We start from the raw sequence: 16,226 nt of genomic DNA, 5'->3' as shown, positions 1-16,226 counted from the left end.
AGTTGTTTGTGCAGATTGTTTAAGTTTTCCAAGTATCTTGATACCAGAGATCATAGGATTCATATAATTCTGTCTTTTCGGCGATGCGCACCGCAAGAATGTGCCAGCATTCGCGTCCCCGGAAGAGAAAATCGCTGCAGGTGCAGAAATCCCCTTCGACGATATACTCGTTGCTCCGGCCCACCACAACGAAGAAGTCGAGATACCGCTTCACCTGCCCGGCATCGACGGCTTCGAGCGCTTTTCGCCCCCTTTCGCCGTATACGCGCTCGATACAGGCGCGGAACTCCGGTGTCAGCACCCGGTCGCGCTCGATCTTTCCCCAGATACCCCTCATGGAACTACCACTACGTGTGGCGGATCAGGGATATAATGCCATCCCATGCGTGATGCGAGAGTCTCCATGGCCGGGGCTTCGAGCGCGTAGTGCGTGGATTCAAGGCAGGGAATGGGCGATGCACGGGCTACGCTGTGCTTGAGTTCCGCCGAGAGGAACGCTTCCGCCCCGAGACCGGCGGCCTCCCGGATCAGATCGGGGTCAAACCCGCTCCCCCCCACGACCGCGAGACGCCGGATTGTTCCCACCTCGCCGTAGACCCGGATCCCTCCACCCGGGAGCCGGCGGGCGATCTCTTCCGCGTCGAGGGAGCAGTCGCCGACGAGGCCGGCGGCCATCCGCTCCGTCTGCAGGAGATCGAGCCGGGCCGCGAGGACGTCGTTGACGCCGCCCTCGGCATGGTCGAAGTTCGTGTGCATGACGTAGAGATTCATGTCGGCGGCAAGGAGCGTCCCGAGCAGACGCGATGTCGGCCCCCGAATCGCCGTGACCGGGCTCCAGAGGGGTGTATGGTGGACGACCAGCATATCCGCGCCGGCACGAACAGCGGCATCCACCACCTTCTGCGTGGCATCGAGCGCACAGCAGACCATCCCGATCTCTTCTTTCCCCTCGACGACGAGTCCGATCCGCCCGGCATCATACTCCTCGGCCAGTTCGGGCGGAGCGACCTGCTCCAATGTGGCGATGAACCTCTCGATATCCATACAGTACCCCGTATGGCTCTCACGGGATAAAAGTGTGAACGAGGGCGCCGCCCTGCACCCCCCGGCCCGGCTCCTCCCATCGAATAAATTTTCATTTTCCGGCAAGTTTCATTCAAATCTTGAGAGCAAACCAGCCGTAATAATATAAAAACAGTAGGCATGGAATAGATCAAATAGAAAAGGTTATTCTCAAAAAAAACCGAGAATCAACCATTGTCTTTCGGAGACAGAACATGCTGAAACCTCTTATTATCGGAATGACGCTCCTCGTCCTCTGCGCCGGCATCACCGCCGTATCTGCACTGGGAGGAGATGAGGCGTGGTACCGCGTCCACTGCAACATCGACGGTGCCGACGTCTACTTTGACGGCCAGTACCAGGGGACCACGTACGGAGGAACGCTCGACGTCCCGGTCTACTCCACCGGGACGCCTTACAGCACCGTCCGGGTCGAGAAGAGCGGTTACCACACGTATACCGCCAGCCTGCCTTCAAGCCCCGCGGCCGGCGAGACCAGAGACGTCTACGCGACGCTGCAGCCGGTCGAGACCGCCGGTTCGATCCACGTCACGTCGAGCCCCTCCGGTGCGGCCATCTACCTGAACGGGAACTACCGTGGCACGGCGCCGCTCACGATCAAGAACCTCTCTCCCGGCACCTACTCCCTTGACGCCGAACGGTCGGGCTACCTGTCCGACCGCAGCACCGTCACGGTCAGGGCGGGACAGCAGTCGAATATCCAGTTCACCCTGACCCCGATCGAGCAGTACGGCTCTATCAAGGTCACCTCCAGCCCGTCGAGTGCATACGTCTACATGGACGGTGTCTACAAGGGCCGGACGCCCCTGACGCTCACGAGTGTCTCGGCAAAGAAGCACAACATAGAACTCGATCTCTCCGGCTACTACGACTGGAAGTCGACCGTGACCGTGAGCCCCGGCGTGACCAGTTACGTCAACGCCTACCTGACGTCCGTCCCCTCCGAGACCACCGGCGCCATCGACGTGGTCTCCTACCCGGCAGGCGCGGACGTCTTCCTTGACGACAAGTACCAGGGCAAGACCCCCTCGGCCGGCGTGTACACGATCTCGAACGTCCCGGTCGGGTCCCATACCGTGAGGGTTGCTCTCTCCGGCTACCAGGACTACACGACGGGAGTCGTCGTCAGCGGAGCGACCACGAGCCACGTCACCGCGACGCTCCAGCCCGGTCAGTCGACCTCGACAGGCTCGATCTCAGTCACCTCCTCCCCATCGGGGGCCGAGGTCTACATCGACAACGCCTATAAGGGTGTCACCCCGGTGACCGTCGACGGGATTGCCACCGGCACCCATGCGATCAGGGTGGCGCTCGGAGGCTACAGCGACTGGTCGACCAGCGTCCAGGTCGGTACCGGAAGCACCGCTTCGGCCTCGGCCTCGCTCTCGCCCGTGCCGACCGAGGCTCCTCCCCACGCGGGCGTGGCGCCCTTTGCCGTGGTAGGGGCGCTCGGCATCCTCGGACTCTTCGTCGCGCTACGCAGGCGGGACTGAGCGCATCAAAACCACCTCTTTTTTTGGCGCAAAACCTATTCGGCACTCTATACACATCTCCTGGAGCCACTGCTGGACAGACCCTGCCGGGATGCCCGCATGGCCCCGCGCAATATTACCTAAAGTAATAATCAACACCTATAAATATTCCAAAATGAATATACGTTCATGGAAAAGTCCCTCGACCTCATCAATGCCCGGATACGCGACGGTAGTGCACGAGTCGTTACCGCCGAAGAGATGCCGGGCATCGTCGACGAGTTGGGAGAGGAAGGGGCACTGGCGGAGGTCGACGTCGTCACGACCGGGACGTTCGGGGCAATGTGCTCTACCGGTGCCTTCTTTAACTTCGGGCACGCCGACCCCCCCATCCGGATGGAGCGCGTCTGGCTCAACGACGTGGAAGCATACGCAGGAATCGCGGCGGTCGACGCCTATCTTGGCGCAACCCAGGAGGCAGAATCCAAAGATGATCTCTACGGCGGCGCTCATGTCCTCGAAGAACTCGTGGCAGGGGGCACCGTCGAACTGCGGGCGACCTCCCACGGAACCGACTGCTACCCGCGCCGGAGCATCACGACGGAACTGCTGCTCGATGACATGAACCAGGCGGTCATGGTCAACCCGAGAAACGCCTTCCAGTGCTACAACGCAGCCTCGAACGCCGCCGACCGGACGCTCAACACCTACATGGGAACCCTCCTCCCGCGGTGCGGCAACGTCTCCTACTCCGGCGCAGGAACCCTCTCACCGCTCGCGAACGATCCCGGCTTCCGGGTCATCGGGAGCGGCGTTCCGATCTTCCTTGCCGGGGGAGAGGGCATGATCGTCGGCGAGGGGACCCAGCACTCGGCGGGCGGCGGATTCGGAAACCTGATGGTGTCCGGGGACATGAAACAGATGCGCCAGGAGTTCCTGCGTGCCGCGGTGATGAACGGCTACGGGGTGACGATGTACGTCGGCGTCGGCATCCCGATACCGGTGCTCGATACCGGGATCGTCCGGAGCACCGCGGTGCGTGACGAGGACATCCTGACCGACATCATCGATTTCGGCACGCCCCGGCGGGACCGGCCGTCGCTTGCGAAGGTCAGTTACGCCGACTTAAAGAGCGGATCGGTCGAGATCGGCGGTGAGACCGTCCGGACGTCGTCGCTCTCCAGCTACCGGCGGGCCCGGGCGGTGGCGCAGGAACTGAAAGGCTGGATCGAAGCGGGGAAGATGGAACTTGCGCTCCCCACCCGCCGGATCGACCCGGCAAAACGTGTGAGGGCGATGCGGGAGACGGCCGTCACCCCCCGCGTCCGCGATATCATGAACCGACAGGTGATCAACATCACGGAGGACGAAGAAGTCCGGGTTGCAGCAAAGCGGCTCCTTAAAGACGAGATGAACCATCTCCCGGTCCTCGATAGAAACGGCGCGCTGGTCGGGATCATCACCACCTACGACGTCTCAAAGGCCGTGGTGACGGACGGACGGTTGCGGCAGGTGAAGGACATCATGACCCGGAACGTGATCAAGACGACGCCCGACGAGCCGGTGGACGTCGCAGCCCAGAAACTGGAGCAGAACAACATCAGCGCCCTTCCTGTGGTGGATGCGGCGAACCGGGTGGTCGGCATCCTCTCGGCGATCGATCTCGGGAAGCTCTTCGGCGGGAGGCGGCGGCGATGAAACTTCGGCTGGCGTTCTCCCGGAAAGGGAAGACGGATCCAGGAAGAGAGCCGGTGATCGCGCGGGTGGTGAAGGAGACCGGCGTCCTCATCAACGTCGAGAAGGCCAACATCGACTCGATGGCCGGCGAAGTGCTGATCGACGTCCCGGACAGGGACGCCGACCTGGTCCGGCGGTGCCTCGAGGAGATGGGGGTCACCGTCCGCGCGATGGAGAACGCCGTCATCCGCGATGAGGAGGAGTGCGTCGACTGCGGGGCGTGCATCAGCGTCTGCCCTCAGGAGGTCTTCTCTTTCGACGCGGAGTGGCGGCTCTGTGTGAGCGCCGAACGCTGCGTCCTCTGCGGCAAGTGCATCCAGGCATGCCCGCACGGCGCCCTCTCGCAACAGGGATGATCCGGGAGCATTTCGAATTCCGGCAGACGATCGCGACGATCCTCGCCGACGATCCCCGGCACGTCAATGCGGCAAAATCCGGCATGCTGGTCGCCCGGCATGAGGTCGAGCGGCAGAACGCCGGCGATCCCTATTTTTCAACAACGCTTGAACCGTACACCCCACAGAATCCCACAGAAGTCCCGGCGAGCATGGCCCGGGCCGCCGCGGAGGCGGGAGTCGGGCCGATGGCCGCGGTGGCGGGCGCCATCGCCCGGGCAGGGGTAGAGGCGATGATCGAAGCCGGGGCAGTGTTCGGCCTCGTCGACAACGGTGGGGATATCGCTCTCGTGAACGACCGCGAGGTGACAATCGGCATCTATGCGGGCGCATCACCGCTGAGCGGGCGATTTGCGTTCCGGGTCCCTCCTAGTGAGGAGATCCTCGGCATCTGCACCTCGTCGGCGACGGTGGGCCCGTCGATCAGCTTCGGCACCGCAGACGCCGTGACGGTCTTCGCTCCCGACGTCGCCGCCGCGGACGCCTGGGCGACGGCGATCTGCAACCGGATCGCGGCGGACGACACCTCCGTCCTCGACGCCCTCTCCGGCACGAGCATCCGGGGTGTCCTCGTCGTCATCGGCGACGCGGTGATCCGCTGGGGAGAACTCCCGCCGATCGTGCGAGCAAGGGTGGACGAGCGGCTGATCACAGCCGGCAGCGACTGGCAGTATTATGGCAGGAGCTGAAGAAACCCGCAGGGTTTCTGACCGATCGCCGGCCTAGTGCTACTGGCTTCAATTTGCGCGAGACCGCATCCATCTCTATGTACCGTCAATTCACGCGAAGTGTGAGCGTAACGAGCTTGAGCACCGCCAGGTGCGAGACGCGAAGAACGCGAAGGGAAAGTAGGGGTACAATCAACAATCTTCGCGGCTTCGCGCCTTCGCGTGAGACCGCATCATCATCCCTATGCCGTCAATTCACGCGAAAAACGACGCTCCGGAGTGCGACCGAAGGGAGCTTGAGAAGACTGAAAGTCTTCGAGGCGCGAACACAGTGAGCGTGAGCACCGAAGGTGCGATCCGCGAAGTATGTGGGCTATTGACGACCCTCAAACCTCGCAAGAGACTATGCCCTCAAACGAAGGCGGCTCGACGCATCAGAGGCACTCTTCCATGTAAAGCGCAATCTTTGCGTATGCTTCCGCACCGCTGAACCGTGCGAGCGTACTCTCACCGTCGGTGAGGAGGACGATCGGCTCTCCTTCTTCCATCGAAAAGATCACCTCGTAGAGGTCGACCTCGTCGATGACGAGCCCCCGTGCGAGGTCCGACGCGGCGTGGAGCTGCAGCCGCTCCATCGTCAGTTCATCAGGCGTCTCCCGGAAGAAGTAGTAAAAGACCTGATACGCGTTGAGGAGATCAGAGGAGAGCAGTACCTCCCGTGTCTCATCGTCGAGCGTATCCAGTCTCTTCGCGAGAAGTTCGTCATCGTCGTCGCTTGCCTCAAAGAGGCTGTCGGCAAGTTCCGCCAGTTCCACATAATCGACCATACCCGGTTCCCACCTGTACATTCCAATCTTCCGCACCGGCAAAAAAAACCGCGGCGATAACGGCCGGCGGAGCCGGAACGGTGCATGAATAACTATATCGGTCTCCCCGGAAAAAAGAATAGGTGTGCGTGAGGAAGATCTGGACTGGGCCGTATATCATCGGATTCCCAAAACCGGCGGCATCACGGTCGAAGACCTGGTAGCAGTTACCGGAATCGAGCCCGGTGCTGTGACGGCATCGCTCAAGCGTCTCGAACACTCTCTTCTCATCAGACAGACGGAGGAGGGGGTGCGCCTTCTCTCCATCCAGGAGTCGCTGGTCGAGTGCCAGTGCCGCCATACGATAGATGATCTGCCGTTCGTCATCGAGAACGGGGTAATCCGGGCGACGAGGAGAGAGGAATGAGCGGCATGCCAGAAGTAGCCGTGCTCCGGATAGGCCACCGGCCCGAACGTGACCAGCGGGTGACGACACACGTCGGACTCGCAGCGCGGGCGCTCGGTGCCCGGGGGATGTACCTCGCCGCAGACGATCCCGGTGTCGCTCTGAGCATAACGGACGTGGCAGACCGGTGGGGAGGAGACTTCTTTATCGAGAACGACGTGAAGTGGCGGCGGTGCATCCAGGACTGGAAGGCCGCCGGCGGCAAGATCGCCCACCTCACGATGTACGGGCTCCGGATGACCGACGTCATCGATGAGATCCGCGGAGAGGAGCGGGTGCTCGTCGTGGTGGGAGCGGAGAAGGTGCCGGGCGACATCTACGGGCTCGCCGACTACAACGTCTCGGTGACGACCCAGCCCCACTCGGAGATATCGAGCCTTGCCCTCTTCCTCGACCACCTCTTCGAGGGGAAGGAGCTCAACCGGGAGTACCCGGACGCAAAGATCCGGATCGAACCGACGAAGATCGGAAAGAAGACGGTGGAGTGGTGAAGGGCCGGGTTCTGGTTGCGGGGTTCGCCACGCGGCACGTGGCGCAGTCGGCCCGCCGGGCCGGTTACACGGTCTACGCCGTCGACCACTTCTGCGACCAGGATCTCGGCTGGTACACGGAGGACTGTCTCACGTTCGACGAACTCGACGAACTCCCGGAGAAGATCACTGAACTCGCCGCCCGCCATCCGGTCGACGCGCTGGTCGTCGCTTCGGGCGCCGAGGCCGTCGGGACGACGATCCCGCTCTGCGGCACGCCGCCCGCGAAGGTGGAGCGGTTCCTCGACAAACTGGAGATCCAGCAGTTCTTCGAGGAACTGGAGGTGCCGGTTCCGTCGCTCGCCGGCGGCGACTGTTACCCGGCGATGATCAAGCCGCGCCGGGGAGCAGGAGGATGGAGGAACGCGGTCGTGAGAGCGGAGGAGGATCTCCGCCGGTGGGAGGAGGCCTGGCCCGAGATCCCCTACATCGCGCAGGCTCTCGTCGACGGCATCCCGTCAAGCGTCTCCTGCGTTGCGGACGGCCGGCGTGCGCGGGCGATTGCGGTCAACCGGCAGATCCTCCGGGACGAGGGGGAGAGCGCACATGGGTTTGCCGGGTCGCTCACCCCGTTCTCCCATCCCCTTGCCGGGGAGATGATCGCGGTGGCGGAGAGGATCTGCGCCGCAAGCGGGTGCGTGGGCTCGATCGGGATCGATTTTGTTGCGGGGGAGAAACCCTGGGCGATCGAGATCAATCCCCGGTTCCAGGCCACCCTCGATACCGTCGAGATGGCGATCCAGAAGAGCGTCTTCGCCATGCACATGAACGCCTGCCGCGGGATGATTCCGACAGCGGTTCCCGCACCCCGGCAGGTCGCGGTTCGGCGGATCCTCTTTGCCGAGCGGGATATGCGGCTTGACACCGATCTTGCGAACTTTGCGCCCCGTGTCGCCGACATCCCCTGGCCCGGTACCGAGTTCGAGGAGGGGCACGCTGTCGTGAGTGTCTACGGTTGCGGCGAGACGGAAGGGGAGGCGTATGCCGACCTCGAGAGGAACACCGCGACCGCCAGAAGGCTGCTCGGCCAATGAGCCCGCCCCCTCAGGACGGGAAAAGTCAATTAAAGGTTAAGAGCAGAGTATGGTAGACATCGATGCGGCATATATATTCTTATACGTTTATCCAGTTAAGGGAGAGATTTGAGCATGGTATCCGTCACTGAACTATTGGATGATCCGGCAATCAACGCCTATATCCTGCGCATGATTGGGGAGGAGGGAATCGAACTTCTCAGGCGGTTCCCCGAAGATGGAGAGCACAGTGACGAGGAACTTGCCGAAATAACCGGGGTCAACCTCAACACCGTTCGCCATACCCTGTATACGCTCTACGAGCGGCGTCTCGCCGAGTACCGGCGGTTGAAGAACACCGAGACCGGCTGGCTTACCTACCTCTGGCACCTCCGCGTCGACCGTATCTACGACGTCCTCGAGGAGCAGATCCGCGACGTGCTCGAACAACTCGACACCCGACTCGCCTACGAGGAGAAGAACGACTTTTACATGTGCAGGAACTGCAGCGTCATCTACACCTTCACGGACGCGGCGAACTGGAACTTTGAGTGCCCGAACTGCGAAGAGATGCTCGAACACTTCGACAACGAACTCCTCGCCGCCGCTCTCAGGAAGAGAGTCGACAGGATCAAGGAGAGCCTCGGGAGTGCGTGAAGAGAACTGCATCGGTCTTCTCAGGCGGGCGGGGTGTTCCGACGGGGTCATCGCACACTGCCGGGCGGTGCGTGACCTTGCGCTCGCCTATGCGTCCGACCCTCTGGTCGATCGCGACCTGGTCGAGACCGGCGCCCTCCTCCACGATATCGGCCGGGGAGTTACGCACGACCTCTGCCACGCCGAAGCGGGCGGCGAGATATGCCGGTCGTTCGGTCTCGACGAGGCGGTCGCCGCCATCGTCGAGCGACACATCGGGGCCGGGCTGACAGCCGACGAGTGTTCGCTGCTGGGTCTTGTCCCGCGCGACTGCATGCCCTGCACGCTTGAAGAGAAGATCGTCGCTCACGCGGACAACCTGGTGAAGGGAACCCGCGTCATCGCGCTCGAAGAGCGGCTGCAGCACGCGATAGCCCTCCCGCGAAGACAGAGGGAGCGGATCTGCAGGCTCGCCCTCGAGGCGGAACTCTTCAGATAACCAGCCGTTTTACCTGCGGGAGCGCCCGCATCTTTTCGTAGACCGACGCCGGGATCCGCGGTTCGCCGACGATCATCACGAGTTTCGGCTCCTCTGCGAGGTAAGGATCGGTGACGAAGATCTGGCGGATGGAGAGGTTGTGCTCGACGAGGACTTCCACCGCCGCGCCGACGATCCCTTTTTGCTGCGCGTCCTTGGGGTAGAGCGTGATGACCGAGAGGCCAAGGGCCTCGGCGACCCGGGTCAGGTCGGGCGCGGCCCGCATCCGGGTGAAGATCTCACGCAGTTCGGGATTCTCGAGGATGCGGCGGGCGGTGGCGTCGACGACTCTCCGGTCAGTCTCGATCGCCCTGCCGATATGCGTGGCGGGGATCTCAATGTCGTTGCAGACGATACGCCCCTCTTCATTGATGCCGAACCCGTTCTCCAGCAGAAAACGGACTATTCTGCCCTGGGACGGCGAATCGGCAAACTCCCGTGAGATGTCAGCCCACATGCGGAATCGTTGGATTCGGGCGCATAAATACGCATCGAAGACGGTTCCGACGCGCTGGAGTACAGGTATAGCCAGAGGAATCCGCCCGGGGAACGGCTCTCTGCCCCGCGCCCGCGGGAGCCCGGGTTCCGGCAGAGCAACCTATTTTAGGTTGCAGCGCATTGTATAGAGAAGAACAGGGCGAGGGTTGCCAAGCCAGGTCAAAGGCGCTAGGTTGAGGGCCTAGTCTCGTAGGAGTTCGTGAGTTCGAATCTCACCCCTCGCATTCGGTTTTGTCAAAATACAGTTTTGCTCCGATTTCAGTCCGAAATTAATCTTCGTCGGGCTCATCTAACCTGCATACTCACGCTTGTTTTCTCTCGGGATTTTACACCGCGCTTTGGGCCTGGAATCTAGCAGATTGGCGCCGGTATGCCGGTGGCCCCGAACCGGGCGACCTGCCCGTGACCGGACAGTTCTCCGGCAGGTATTTCATCATCCCGATGCGTAATATCGAATAACGAGCATGTTCGCACACCAATCGCCCGGAATCCGGGGAGACAGTCGCCATGGCATGTAAGTGCTGCCAGTGCGGCAGCTGCTGCAGCAACATGGGAAACGTCCACACGGTCATCGAAGATCGCGGCAACTACACCTTTGTTGTGCGCAACGCCTACAGCGGGGACGTGAAGGAGGTGCGGGTCGACCCGGACAAGATCGCTCTCTTCGAGGATGCGAGCAGCATCGAAGATCTGCCGGACGCATGCCCCTTCCTGAGGTTTGAACCCTCCCGGGTTTCTTCTGCTCCGTTCCATGGGAACGTCGCATTTGAGGGAAAGAAGGAAAAGGCGTGGTGCACCGTCCACCTCACGCGCCCCGAAATCTGCCGCGATTACTGCTGCTGGCGTCTTCTCATCCTCGATCTGGAGGGCAGAAGGGCCGGACGCGTGATGTACCAAACAACGTTCCTCCCGGACACCGACGAACTCCGCCGGCTCTGGGAACGGGTGCAACCGACATTGAACGGGCTCTCCGGCACCGAATGGGACGACGCCGTCATCAGTTGTCTTACGACGGCCGGATACCGTGTTCGCCGGTAGACTTCGATAAAGAAGGGCATTATCCAATTTCACCCGGAACGGGAACCCATCATCCGCTCATTCCCATCTCATCGTCGAGCCGGCCGAACATGATTGCGCGAACGCCCCAGGCGGGCAGTGAGAACCAAGTAGCCGTCGGAGAAGACCATATATTCCTGCTGAGAACCTGCAAAAATCGAAAAGATAGGAGACGAGTCAGGACCACCCTACACGTCGCCCGCCTCTTCCCCTGCCCGTGCCCGGATCCGCTCCACCGCGTTCTCGGCGGCCTTCCGGGCGTACCAGTCCTCGTCGTCGAAGATGCCCTCGAGAGGCCCGATTGCCCGTGCATCCCCGATCTCGGCGAGCACGTCCGCCGCACGTTTCCGGACATCGCCATCCGGGTCGCTGAGCGCGGATACGACCGGCTCCATCACCGGGGCTCCTATGGCGACGATTGCCGCCGCGGCCTCCCGCCGGACGCTGTAGTAGTCGTCGTGGAGGAGGTTCATGAGTCCCGGAACCGCATGCGGGTCGCCGATCTCTCCGAGGATCTTCGCCGCCCGCCGCCGGATACTGTCGTCGCGGTCTTCGAGCACACGCACCAGCGGTTCGACCGCGGTCGCTCCTGCCCGGGCGAGATCACCCCATCGTTCCTTCGCAATCAGGTAGACAACCGTCTCCTCCGCCGTCGCGGGCGACCAGTCCAGACGGTCGAGAGCGTCCGCGACCCCGGCACGGACGCGGAAATGCTCATCGGTGAGTGCACCGGGGAGCAGGCGTGCCGCGGGCTCGTCGATCAGCACGAACGCCGCCACTGCACCCTTCCGGGACGCACCGTTCCCGTCCCTGAGGACGCGCAGGAGCGGCCTGACCGCCGGTTCGCCCATCATGCCAAGCGCCCGCACCACGACGCGTCCCAGGCGCCAGTCGTCCTGCAGGAGCGCATCGGTCAGCGGTTCGATGGCCGCCGGGCTCCCGATCTTGCCGAGCGCTGCGGCCGCCCCCATCCGGATTGCTGGCGGAGCGGTGCGGAGAGCCCGGACCAGCGGTTCGACAGCCGGGTCTCCGATACCGACGAGTGCCCGTGCCGCACCCAGGCGGATCTGCCAGTCGCGGTCCTGGAGAGCGTCGATGAGCGGAATGACTGCCGGTTCGCTGATCATCTTGAGCGCCTCGACCGCCTTTCTCTGCGCCCCGTCCTGTTCGGTGCGGAGCTCGTAGATCAGTCTCGCGACTGCAGGAGCCCCGATCATCCCGAGCGCGCGTGCCGCACCCATCTGGATGGCGCTGTCGGGGTCGTTGAGTGTCTGGATCAGCGGCTCGACCGCACCAGGCCCAATCCCGGCGACGGAAGCCCACTGCTCCTTCGCGATCAGGTAACAGATGGTCTCGCTTTCGGTCTGCGGCTCCCATCCGGCCCTGCCGAGAACCTCGGCCGCACCCAGCCGCACCAGGTAGCATTCATCGTTGAGCGCCTGCGTAAGCAGATCGACGACCGGGCTTCCGAGACGGGTGAGGGCATCGATCGCCCCGAGCCTGAGGGTATCGTCAGGATGCCCCAGCGCCTTGATGAGCGGAGCCGCAGCCGCTTCCCCAAGACCGGCGATAACATCTCCCGCCCGTTGCCGGATCAGGACGTCGTCGTTCCCGAGCGCCTCGATCAGGGCATCGAAGGCTTCCTCCCCCATCGCCTCGAGGATCCCGGCAGCGGTCTGACCGGTCTCGGGGTGCCCGAGAACCGGGACGAGCGCATCGGCTGCAGGTCTCCCGATCCTGACCAGCACGCCGGCAACGGTCTTCCGGAGCGGGGGCCTGTCAAGGGCCTGGATCAGGGTCTCCACCGCCGGTTCTCCGATCCGAACAAGCGTCTCTTCCGCCGGATCGTGGAGTGCCGTTCTGCCGAGCAGGTGAATCAGGGGTGGAACCGCAGGGCCCCCGAGGGCGACCAGCGCTTCCATTGCCCCCGCCTGCACCGCCTCATCGAGGTCGCCGAGCCGCGCCACCAGGAGATCGACGGCGGAGTCACCGATATCCACGACCTCCTGCCATCGCTGTAGCGCGATCAGGTGGACGATCTCCTCCTCCGTCCCGGGTTCAGGAACCCACCCGAGATTCCCGAGGACTCTTGCGGCTCCCATGCGGATCGACGAGTTCTCGTTGCCGAGTGCCCCGGCAAGCGGTTCGAGTGCCGGATCGCCGATCCCGGTGAGCGCCGCCGCCGCTCCTGCCTGCCCGTCGCCTTCCTCGGCGAGGAGGGGGATGAGGGCGTCTACCACGGGCGCACCGATCCCGATCAGGGCATCGACGACTTTCCGGTGGAGACGGGCTTCGCCGTTCCTGACGAGCGCGACGATGGCCGGAACCGCTTCGGCTGTCCCGAGTCGGCCCAGGACCTCGACGGCATTCTCCCGGGCGGCCCCGACCCCACCTTCAAGAAGCTCGAGGACGGGGGCCACGGCCGGTTCCCCGATGGCAACGAGCGCATCCGCCGCCACCGGGGCGACGGCCTCGTCGGCGAGAGCATCCACGAGCGACCCTACTGCCGCCGGATCGCCGATCTCGCCGAGTGTCGCCGCAGCCTCGCAACGTACACGGTCGTCATCGCCGTTGAGCGTTCGGATCAACGGTTCGATGGCCGGCGAGCCCATCAGGGCAAGTTCCATCCACTCCTCCCAGGCAATCAGGTACCAGGCCCGTTCGGCGTCGCTCCAGGGTTCCCAGTTCATCCTGCCAAGAATCTCGGCGACCTGCGACCGGATACAGGACTGTCCGGACGTCAGCGACTGGATCAGGGCCGGCACCGCCGGCTCGCCGAGCGCCTCGAGAACATTCCGAAGCGTCTCCTGCGCCTCCCCGTCCGTGGAATCCAGGGCGCAGATGCACGCCTCCGTCGCCGGAGCGCCGATCTTCACCAGAGCCGCCGCCGCCGTGCTGCGGAGGGAGGGGACGGAGAGCAGCTCGATGAGCGGCTCAACCGCAGGAGAACCGATCTCCGTGAGCGCCATGGCCGCCAGCGGGCGGATCTCATCGCCCGCTTCATGCAGGAGTTCGACCAGGGGATCGACCGCAGCTCCGCCGATCTCCCCAAGAGTCCGGGCAGCGTTCCACCACACCTCCCTGTCGAGGGACTTCAGGATGCGGATGAGGGGTTCGACCGCGGTTTCACCATAATCCGCAACATCGAGCCACGCCTCATCGGCAACGAGGTAGCGTATCGCACCGGCGTCGTCGGAGGCCTTCCACCCGAGTTCCCGGAGGATGGAGGCCGTCGACCTTCGGATGCTCCGCTCGGGCGCACCGAGGGCCTCGATAAGGGAGGGGATTGCCTCGTCGCCGATCTCCCGAAGCGCGTAGCGGGCACCGAACTGCACCTCGCCGCCGTCGCCGGCAAGTGCTGTGATGAGAGGCGGCACGGCGGGACTTCCGATGCGCACGAGCGTGGCTGCCGCCCCGATCTGCACCGTATCGTCCCCGAGCGCAGCAATCAGCGCAGGGATTGAATCCTCGCCGATCAGGGCGAGGGCTTCGGCGATGCACCATCGCCGTCCGTCGTCCGCAAGAGCAAGGGCCAGAACCAGGGGATCCACGGCATCTGCCCCGCGTTCTGCGATGGTAACGACAGCACGCCCGCGAACCTCGGCGTCGTCACTGCCGAGGTCTTCGATGAGCGACTCTATCGGCCGGTCATCGCTTACGGGGGTTGTGGCCGTCGTCTCGTCCTCCAATAGATCGAGTTCGGCGGTCACGGATGAGGAGGCGTCATCGAACTCGAAAATTTGTATAATCTCCTCGTCGCTGAAGAAATCTGTGTGTGGCTCAGGCAGATCGTCGGAAGGGAGGGGCGGGTTTTCGTCTGGGGAAATGAGATCTCCCGGAGTGTTCGCGGGAGGCTCCGCCGGGGGAGGGACGGTAGCCGCCCCATTCGATGAAACAGGTTCGTCGAACCGCTGGAGGGCATCGAAACGGGTCTCAATATTTTCGAGGCTGCTCGTCCTATCGTCGACCTGGGCATGCCTGCTCGCGGGTGCCTCGATGGGCGCACCGGTAGCCGGGGGTTTGGGGTCGCCCTCGCTATCGCTCTCTTCAGTACCCCTCTTCATCCAGCGCCGGATAAACGAAAACCCATTCGGTCCAAAGAGTCCCGGAAAAACCACGATGGGGCATAGGGACTCAGCCACCGGTATACCCGGTGCCCCCGCACTGGACAGGGAAAGGAGAAGGCACGCGGTCCCGATGATTGCACAGACCAGGGTGCATAACATCGGAGAAGGTGCACGGTCGTCATCGGGCCAGGGGACGCACCCATTCGCAGGTACCGCCAGCTTCATCGCCACATCGTGGATTCCGGCTGCTGAATCGGCAGATTGGTTGTCCGGGACAGCTCGTCGGGCCTCGATGCACATAATGAGAACTCTACGTCTAAAAACTAAATATGTTTGTTTTCCTTGCCGATAGAAAAGCGTTTTAATAATCCGCTGTTCCACGAACGAATGTCACTTTGCCGGCCCCCAAGGTCTCCGGGTCGCGCCTGTGTCAGACTGATGCGGCGTACCCGCCAGTGACCATAGGTGTGGTGCCGTGGCGGATCGTGAGCCCGCCGGATCCATAGCCTGATTGTTGCAACAACGCGACCCATCAACCGCTTATTATGGTATGGGGATCTCCGGAGATGTGCGGCCCATCTGCCGAACGGCCTCCATCGGCGCCTGAATGCAACCGCAAAAAGCCGATCAGAACCCTTCGTTCATAATCCGGTCGATCTCCGAGCGCTTGACCCGCCAGGAGCCTCCGCACTTGACCGCCGGAATCCGCTCCTCGCGGATGAACTCCTGGATCCGGCCAGGGGTGAAGTTCAGGGTCGAGGCAACGTCGTCGACCGTGAGCATCGCGTCGCCTGCGTTATGGTGCTGGTCGTACCCGATCGCCTCCCAGTTCTCGTCCGGCAGCATGATGGTGATGACCGGTTCGCCGTCGTCCCCCGGGGAGACCGCGGCCTTGAACGTCAGGGTGGGAACAAGGCCGTTCTGGTAGAGACTGACCTGGAACTCGAACTTCGCCTTGGTCGTCATGCAGGCTTTGTCCCTGAACGCATGAAGGGTGTCCCAGAGGTTCTCCGTAACGGTCTCCTGGGGGATGTTCGGGAACGGAACCATGCTCTCCGCGACCCGTGCCGAGACCGCAAGAGGATACATGATGCCCAGATCCCTCCCCATCCGGGTGATCTCGATCAGATCCCCGTCATCAATGGCGTCCTGGCGTGTCTTCCTCTGCTGCTCCGGGTCGGCCAGTCCCCAGACATCTTCCGGTTTTCGCAATCGTATTCTTCGTATCTCCATGGTCATATCTCTCCGGGGTAATTTCGCG

16 protein-coding genes and 1 tRNA gene are annotated in these 16,226 nt (G+C 63.0%); 11 read left to right on the top strand and 6 right to left on the bottom strand.

Going from position 1 to position 16,226, the window contains the following annotated elements; translation table 11 throughout:
• Window positions 1–19: 19 nt before the first annotated feature.
• Together FGW20_RS07295 and FGW20_RS07290 are read right to left on the bottom strand one after the other, a co-directional pair.
• Window positions 20–337 (bottom strand): SWIM zinc finger family protein, encoded by a 318-nt coding sequence (locus tag FGW20_RS07295; RefSeq protein ID WP_301677429.1) that lies wholly within the window; start codon window positions 335–337, stop codon window positions 20–22.
• Window positions 334–1,044: a Nif3-like dinuclear metal center hexameric protein gene (locus tag FGW20_RS07290; RefSeq protein WP_301677428.1), complete on the bottom strand. Its 711-nt coding sequence runs from the start codon at window positions 1,042–1,044 to the stop codon at window positions 334–336. The genes FGW20_RS07295 and FGW20_RS07290 overlap by 4 nt, the downstream gene beginning before the upstream one ends.
• Before the next feature lie 233 nt (window positions 1,045–1,277).
• Between FGW20_RS07290 and FGW20_RS07285 the strand changes: the two genes are divergently transcribed.
• The 4 genes from FGW20_RS07285 (at window position 1,278) to FGW20_RS07270 (ending at window position 5,376) form a co-directional block, all read left to right on the top strand.
• Complete coding sequence (locus FGW20_RS07285; RefSeq protein WP_301677427.1) at window positions 1,278–2,576, top strand: PEGA domain-containing protein; 1,299 nt, start codon at window positions 1,278–1,280, stop codon at window positions 2,574–2,576.
• A 168-nt stretch (window positions 2,577–2,744) separates the two neighbouring features.
• Window positions 2,745–4,253, top strand: coding sequence for a homocysteine biosynthesis protein (locus FGW20_RS07280; protein ID WP_301677426.1), 1,509 nt, complete (start codon window positions 2,745–2,747; stop codon window positions 4,251–4,253).
• Complete coding sequence (locus FGW20_RS07275) at window positions 4,250–4,648, top strand: 4Fe-4S binding protein (RefSeq protein ID WP_301677425.1); 399 nt, start codon at window positions 4,250–4,252, stop codon at window positions 4,646–4,648. The genes FGW20_RS07280 and FGW20_RS07275 overlap by 4 nt, the downstream gene beginning before the upstream one ends.
• Complete coding sequence (locus tag FGW20_RS07270) at window positions 4,645–5,376, top strand: UPF0280 family protein (RefSeq protein ID WP_367617929.1); 732 nt, start codon at window positions 4,645–4,647, stop codon at window positions 5,374–5,376. The genes FGW20_RS07275 and FGW20_RS07270 overlap by 4 nt, the downstream gene beginning before the upstream one ends.
• Window positions 5,377–5,789: 413 nt before the next feature.
• Here the strand turns inward: FGW20_RS07270 and FGW20_RS07265 are convergent, their stop codons facing one another.
• Window positions 5,790–6,182: a hypothetical protein gene (locus tag FGW20_RS07265; RefSeq protein ID WP_301677424.1), complete on the bottom strand. Its 393-nt coding sequence runs from the start codon at window positions 6,180–6,182 to the stop codon at window positions 5,790–5,792.
• A 124-nt stretch (window positions 6,183–6,306) separates the two neighbouring features.
• Between FGW20_RS07265 and FGW20_RS07260 the strand changes: the two genes are divergently transcribed.
• The 5 genes from FGW20_RS07260 to FGW20_RS07240 all read left to right on the top strand — a co-directional run bounded on the left by FGW20_RS07260 (window position 6,307) and on the right by FGW20_RS07240 (window position 9,305).
• Window positions 6,307–6,588 carry a MarR family transcriptional regulator gene (locus tag FGW20_RS07260; protein ID WP_301677423.1) on the top strand — a complete coding sequence of 94 codons (282 nt, stop codon included), beginning with the start codon at window positions 6,307–6,309 and terminating at the stop codon, window positions 6,586–6,588.
• A gap of 5 nt (window positions 6,589–6,593) precedes the next feature.
• Complete coding sequence (locus FGW20_RS07255; RefSeq protein WP_301677422.1) at window positions 6,594–7,118, top strand: tRNA (cytidine(56)-2'-O)-methyltransferase; 525 nt, start codon at window positions 6,594–6,596, stop codon at window positions 7,116–7,118.
• Complete coding sequence (locus FGW20_RS07250) at window positions 7,115–8,191, top strand: ATP-grasp domain-containing protein (protein WP_301677421.1); 1,077 nt, start codon at window positions 7,115–7,117, stop codon at window positions 8,189–8,191. Before FGW20_RS07255 ends, FGW20_RS07250 begins: the two co-directional genes overlap by 4 nt.
• Window positions 8,192–8,305: 114 nt before the next feature.
• Complete coding sequence (locus tag FGW20_RS07245) at window positions 8,306–8,827, top strand: transcription factor (protein WP_301677420.1); 522 nt, start codon at window positions 8,306–8,308, stop codon at window positions 8,825–8,827.
• Window positions 8,820–9,305 carry an HDIG domain-containing metalloprotein gene (locus tag FGW20_RS07240; RefSeq protein WP_301677419.1) on the top strand — a complete coding sequence of 162 codons (486 nt, stop codon included), beginning with the start codon at window positions 8,820–8,822 and terminating at the stop codon, window positions 9,303–9,305. The genes FGW20_RS07245 and FGW20_RS07240 overlap by 8 nt, the downstream gene beginning before the upstream one ends.
• On the opposite strand, the gene trpY is transcribed toward FGW20_RS07240, so the two are convergent.
• Entirely contained in the window at window positions 9,298–9,801 is a 504-nt protein-coding gene (gene trpY, locus FGW20_RS07235; RefSeq protein WP_301677418.1) for a TrpY family transcription regulator, read from the bottom strand. The genes FGW20_RS07240 and trpY overlap by 8 nt on opposite strands.
• A 180-nt stretch (window positions 9,802–9,981) precedes the next feature.
• On the opposite strand from trpY, the gene FGW20_RS07230 reads away from it, so the two are divergent.
• Both FGW20_RS07230 and FGW20_RS07225 read left to right on the top strand, forming a co-directional pair.
• A tRNA-Leu gene (locus FGW20_RS07230) sits at window positions 9,982–10,066 on the top strand.
• A 283-nt stretch (window positions 10,067–10,349) separates the two neighbouring features.
• Window positions 10,350–10,880, top strand: a complete 531-nt coding sequence (locus tag FGW20_RS07225; protein WP_301677417.1) for a YkgJ family cysteine cluster protein — start codon at window positions 10,350–10,352, stop codon at window positions 10,878–10,880.
• 206 nt (window positions 10,881–11,086) lie between these two features.
• Here FGW20_RS07225 and FGW20_RS07220 read toward each other — a convergent pair whose 3' ends face one another.
• Together FGW20_RS07220 and FGW20_RS07215 are read right to left on the bottom strand one after the other, a co-directional pair.
• On the bottom strand, window positions 11,087–14,962 hold the full coding sequence (locus FGW20_RS07220; RefSeq protein ID WP_301677416.1) for a HEAT repeat domain-containing protein: 3,876 nt from the start codon (window positions 14,960–14,962) through the stop codon (window positions 11,087–11,089).
• A gap of 630 nt (window positions 14,963–15,592) precedes the next feature.
• A complete protein-coding gene (locus FGW20_RS07215; RefSeq protein WP_301677415.1) occupies window positions 15,593–16,198 on the bottom strand; it encodes a helix-turn-helix domain-containing protein in 606 nt (201 codons plus the stop codon).
• Between the last annotated feature and the right edge of the window lie 28 nt (window positions 16,199–16,226).

The sequence above is a fragment of the Methanoculleus methanifontis genome (assembly GCF_030464365.1).
GTDB classification, from domain to species: Archaea; Halobacteriota; Methanomicrobia; order Methanomicrobiales; family Methanoculleaceae; genus Methanoculleus; species Methanoculleus methanifontis.
The sequence above is the reverse complement of the archived record's forward strand: the minus strand, read 5'-3'. Positions and strand labels throughout refer to the sequence as shown.

Bases quoted from the DNA above. Each gene is read 5' to 3' on its own strand.
- FGW20_RS07280 (WP_301677426.1), top strand. From the start codon at position 2,745: ATGGAAAAGTCCCTCGACCTCATCAATGCCCGGATACGCGACGGTAGT.
- FGW20_RS07245 (WP_301677420.1), top strand. From the start codon at position 8,306: ATGGTATCCGTCACTGAACTATTGGATGATCCGGCAATCAACGCCTAT.
- FGW20_RS07270 (WP_367617929.1), top strand. From the start codon at position 4,645: ATGATCCGGGAGCATTTCGAATTCCGGCAGACGATCGCGACGATCCTC.
- FGW20_RS07265 (WP_301677424.1), bottom strand. From the start codon at position 6,182: ATGGTCGATTATGTGGAACTGGCGGAACTTGCCGACAGCCTCTTTGAG.
- FGW20_RS07215 (WP_301677415.1), bottom strand. From the start codon at position 16,198: ATGGAGATACGAAGAATACGATTGCGAAAACCGGAAGATGTCTGGGGA.
- FGW20_RS07285 (WP_301677427.1), top strand. From the start codon at position 1,278: ATGCTGAAACCTCTTATTATCGGAATGACGCTCCTCGTCCTCTGCGCC.
- FGW20_RS07275 (WP_301677425.1), top strand. From the start codon at position 4,250: ATGAAACTTCGGCTGGCGTTCTCCCGGAAAGGGAAGACGGATCCAGGA.
- FGW20_RS07220 (WP_301677416.1), bottom strand. From the start codon at position 14,962: ATGAAGAGGGGTACTGAAGAGAGCGATAGCGAGGGCGACCCCAAACCC.
- FGW20_RS07255 (WP_301677422.1), top strand. From the start codon at position 6,594: ATGCCAGAAGTAGCCGTGCTCCGGATAGGCCACCGGCCCGAACGTGAC.
- FGW20_RS07295 (WP_301677429.1), bottom strand. From the start codon at position 337: ATGAGGGGTATCTGGGGAAAGATCGAGCGCGACCGGGTGCTGACACCG.
- FGW20_RS07290 (WP_301677428.1), bottom strand. From the start codon at position 1,044: ATGGATATCGAGAGGTTCATCGCCACATTGGAGCAGGTCGCTCCGCCC.
- trpY (WP_301677418.1), bottom strand. From the start codon at position 9,801: ATGTGGGCTGACATCTCACGGGAGTTTGCCGATTCGCCGTCCCAGGGC.
- FGW20_RS07225 (WP_301677417.1), top strand. From the start codon at position 10,350: ATGGCATGTAAGTGCTGCCAGTGCGGCAGCTGCTGCAGCAACATGGGA.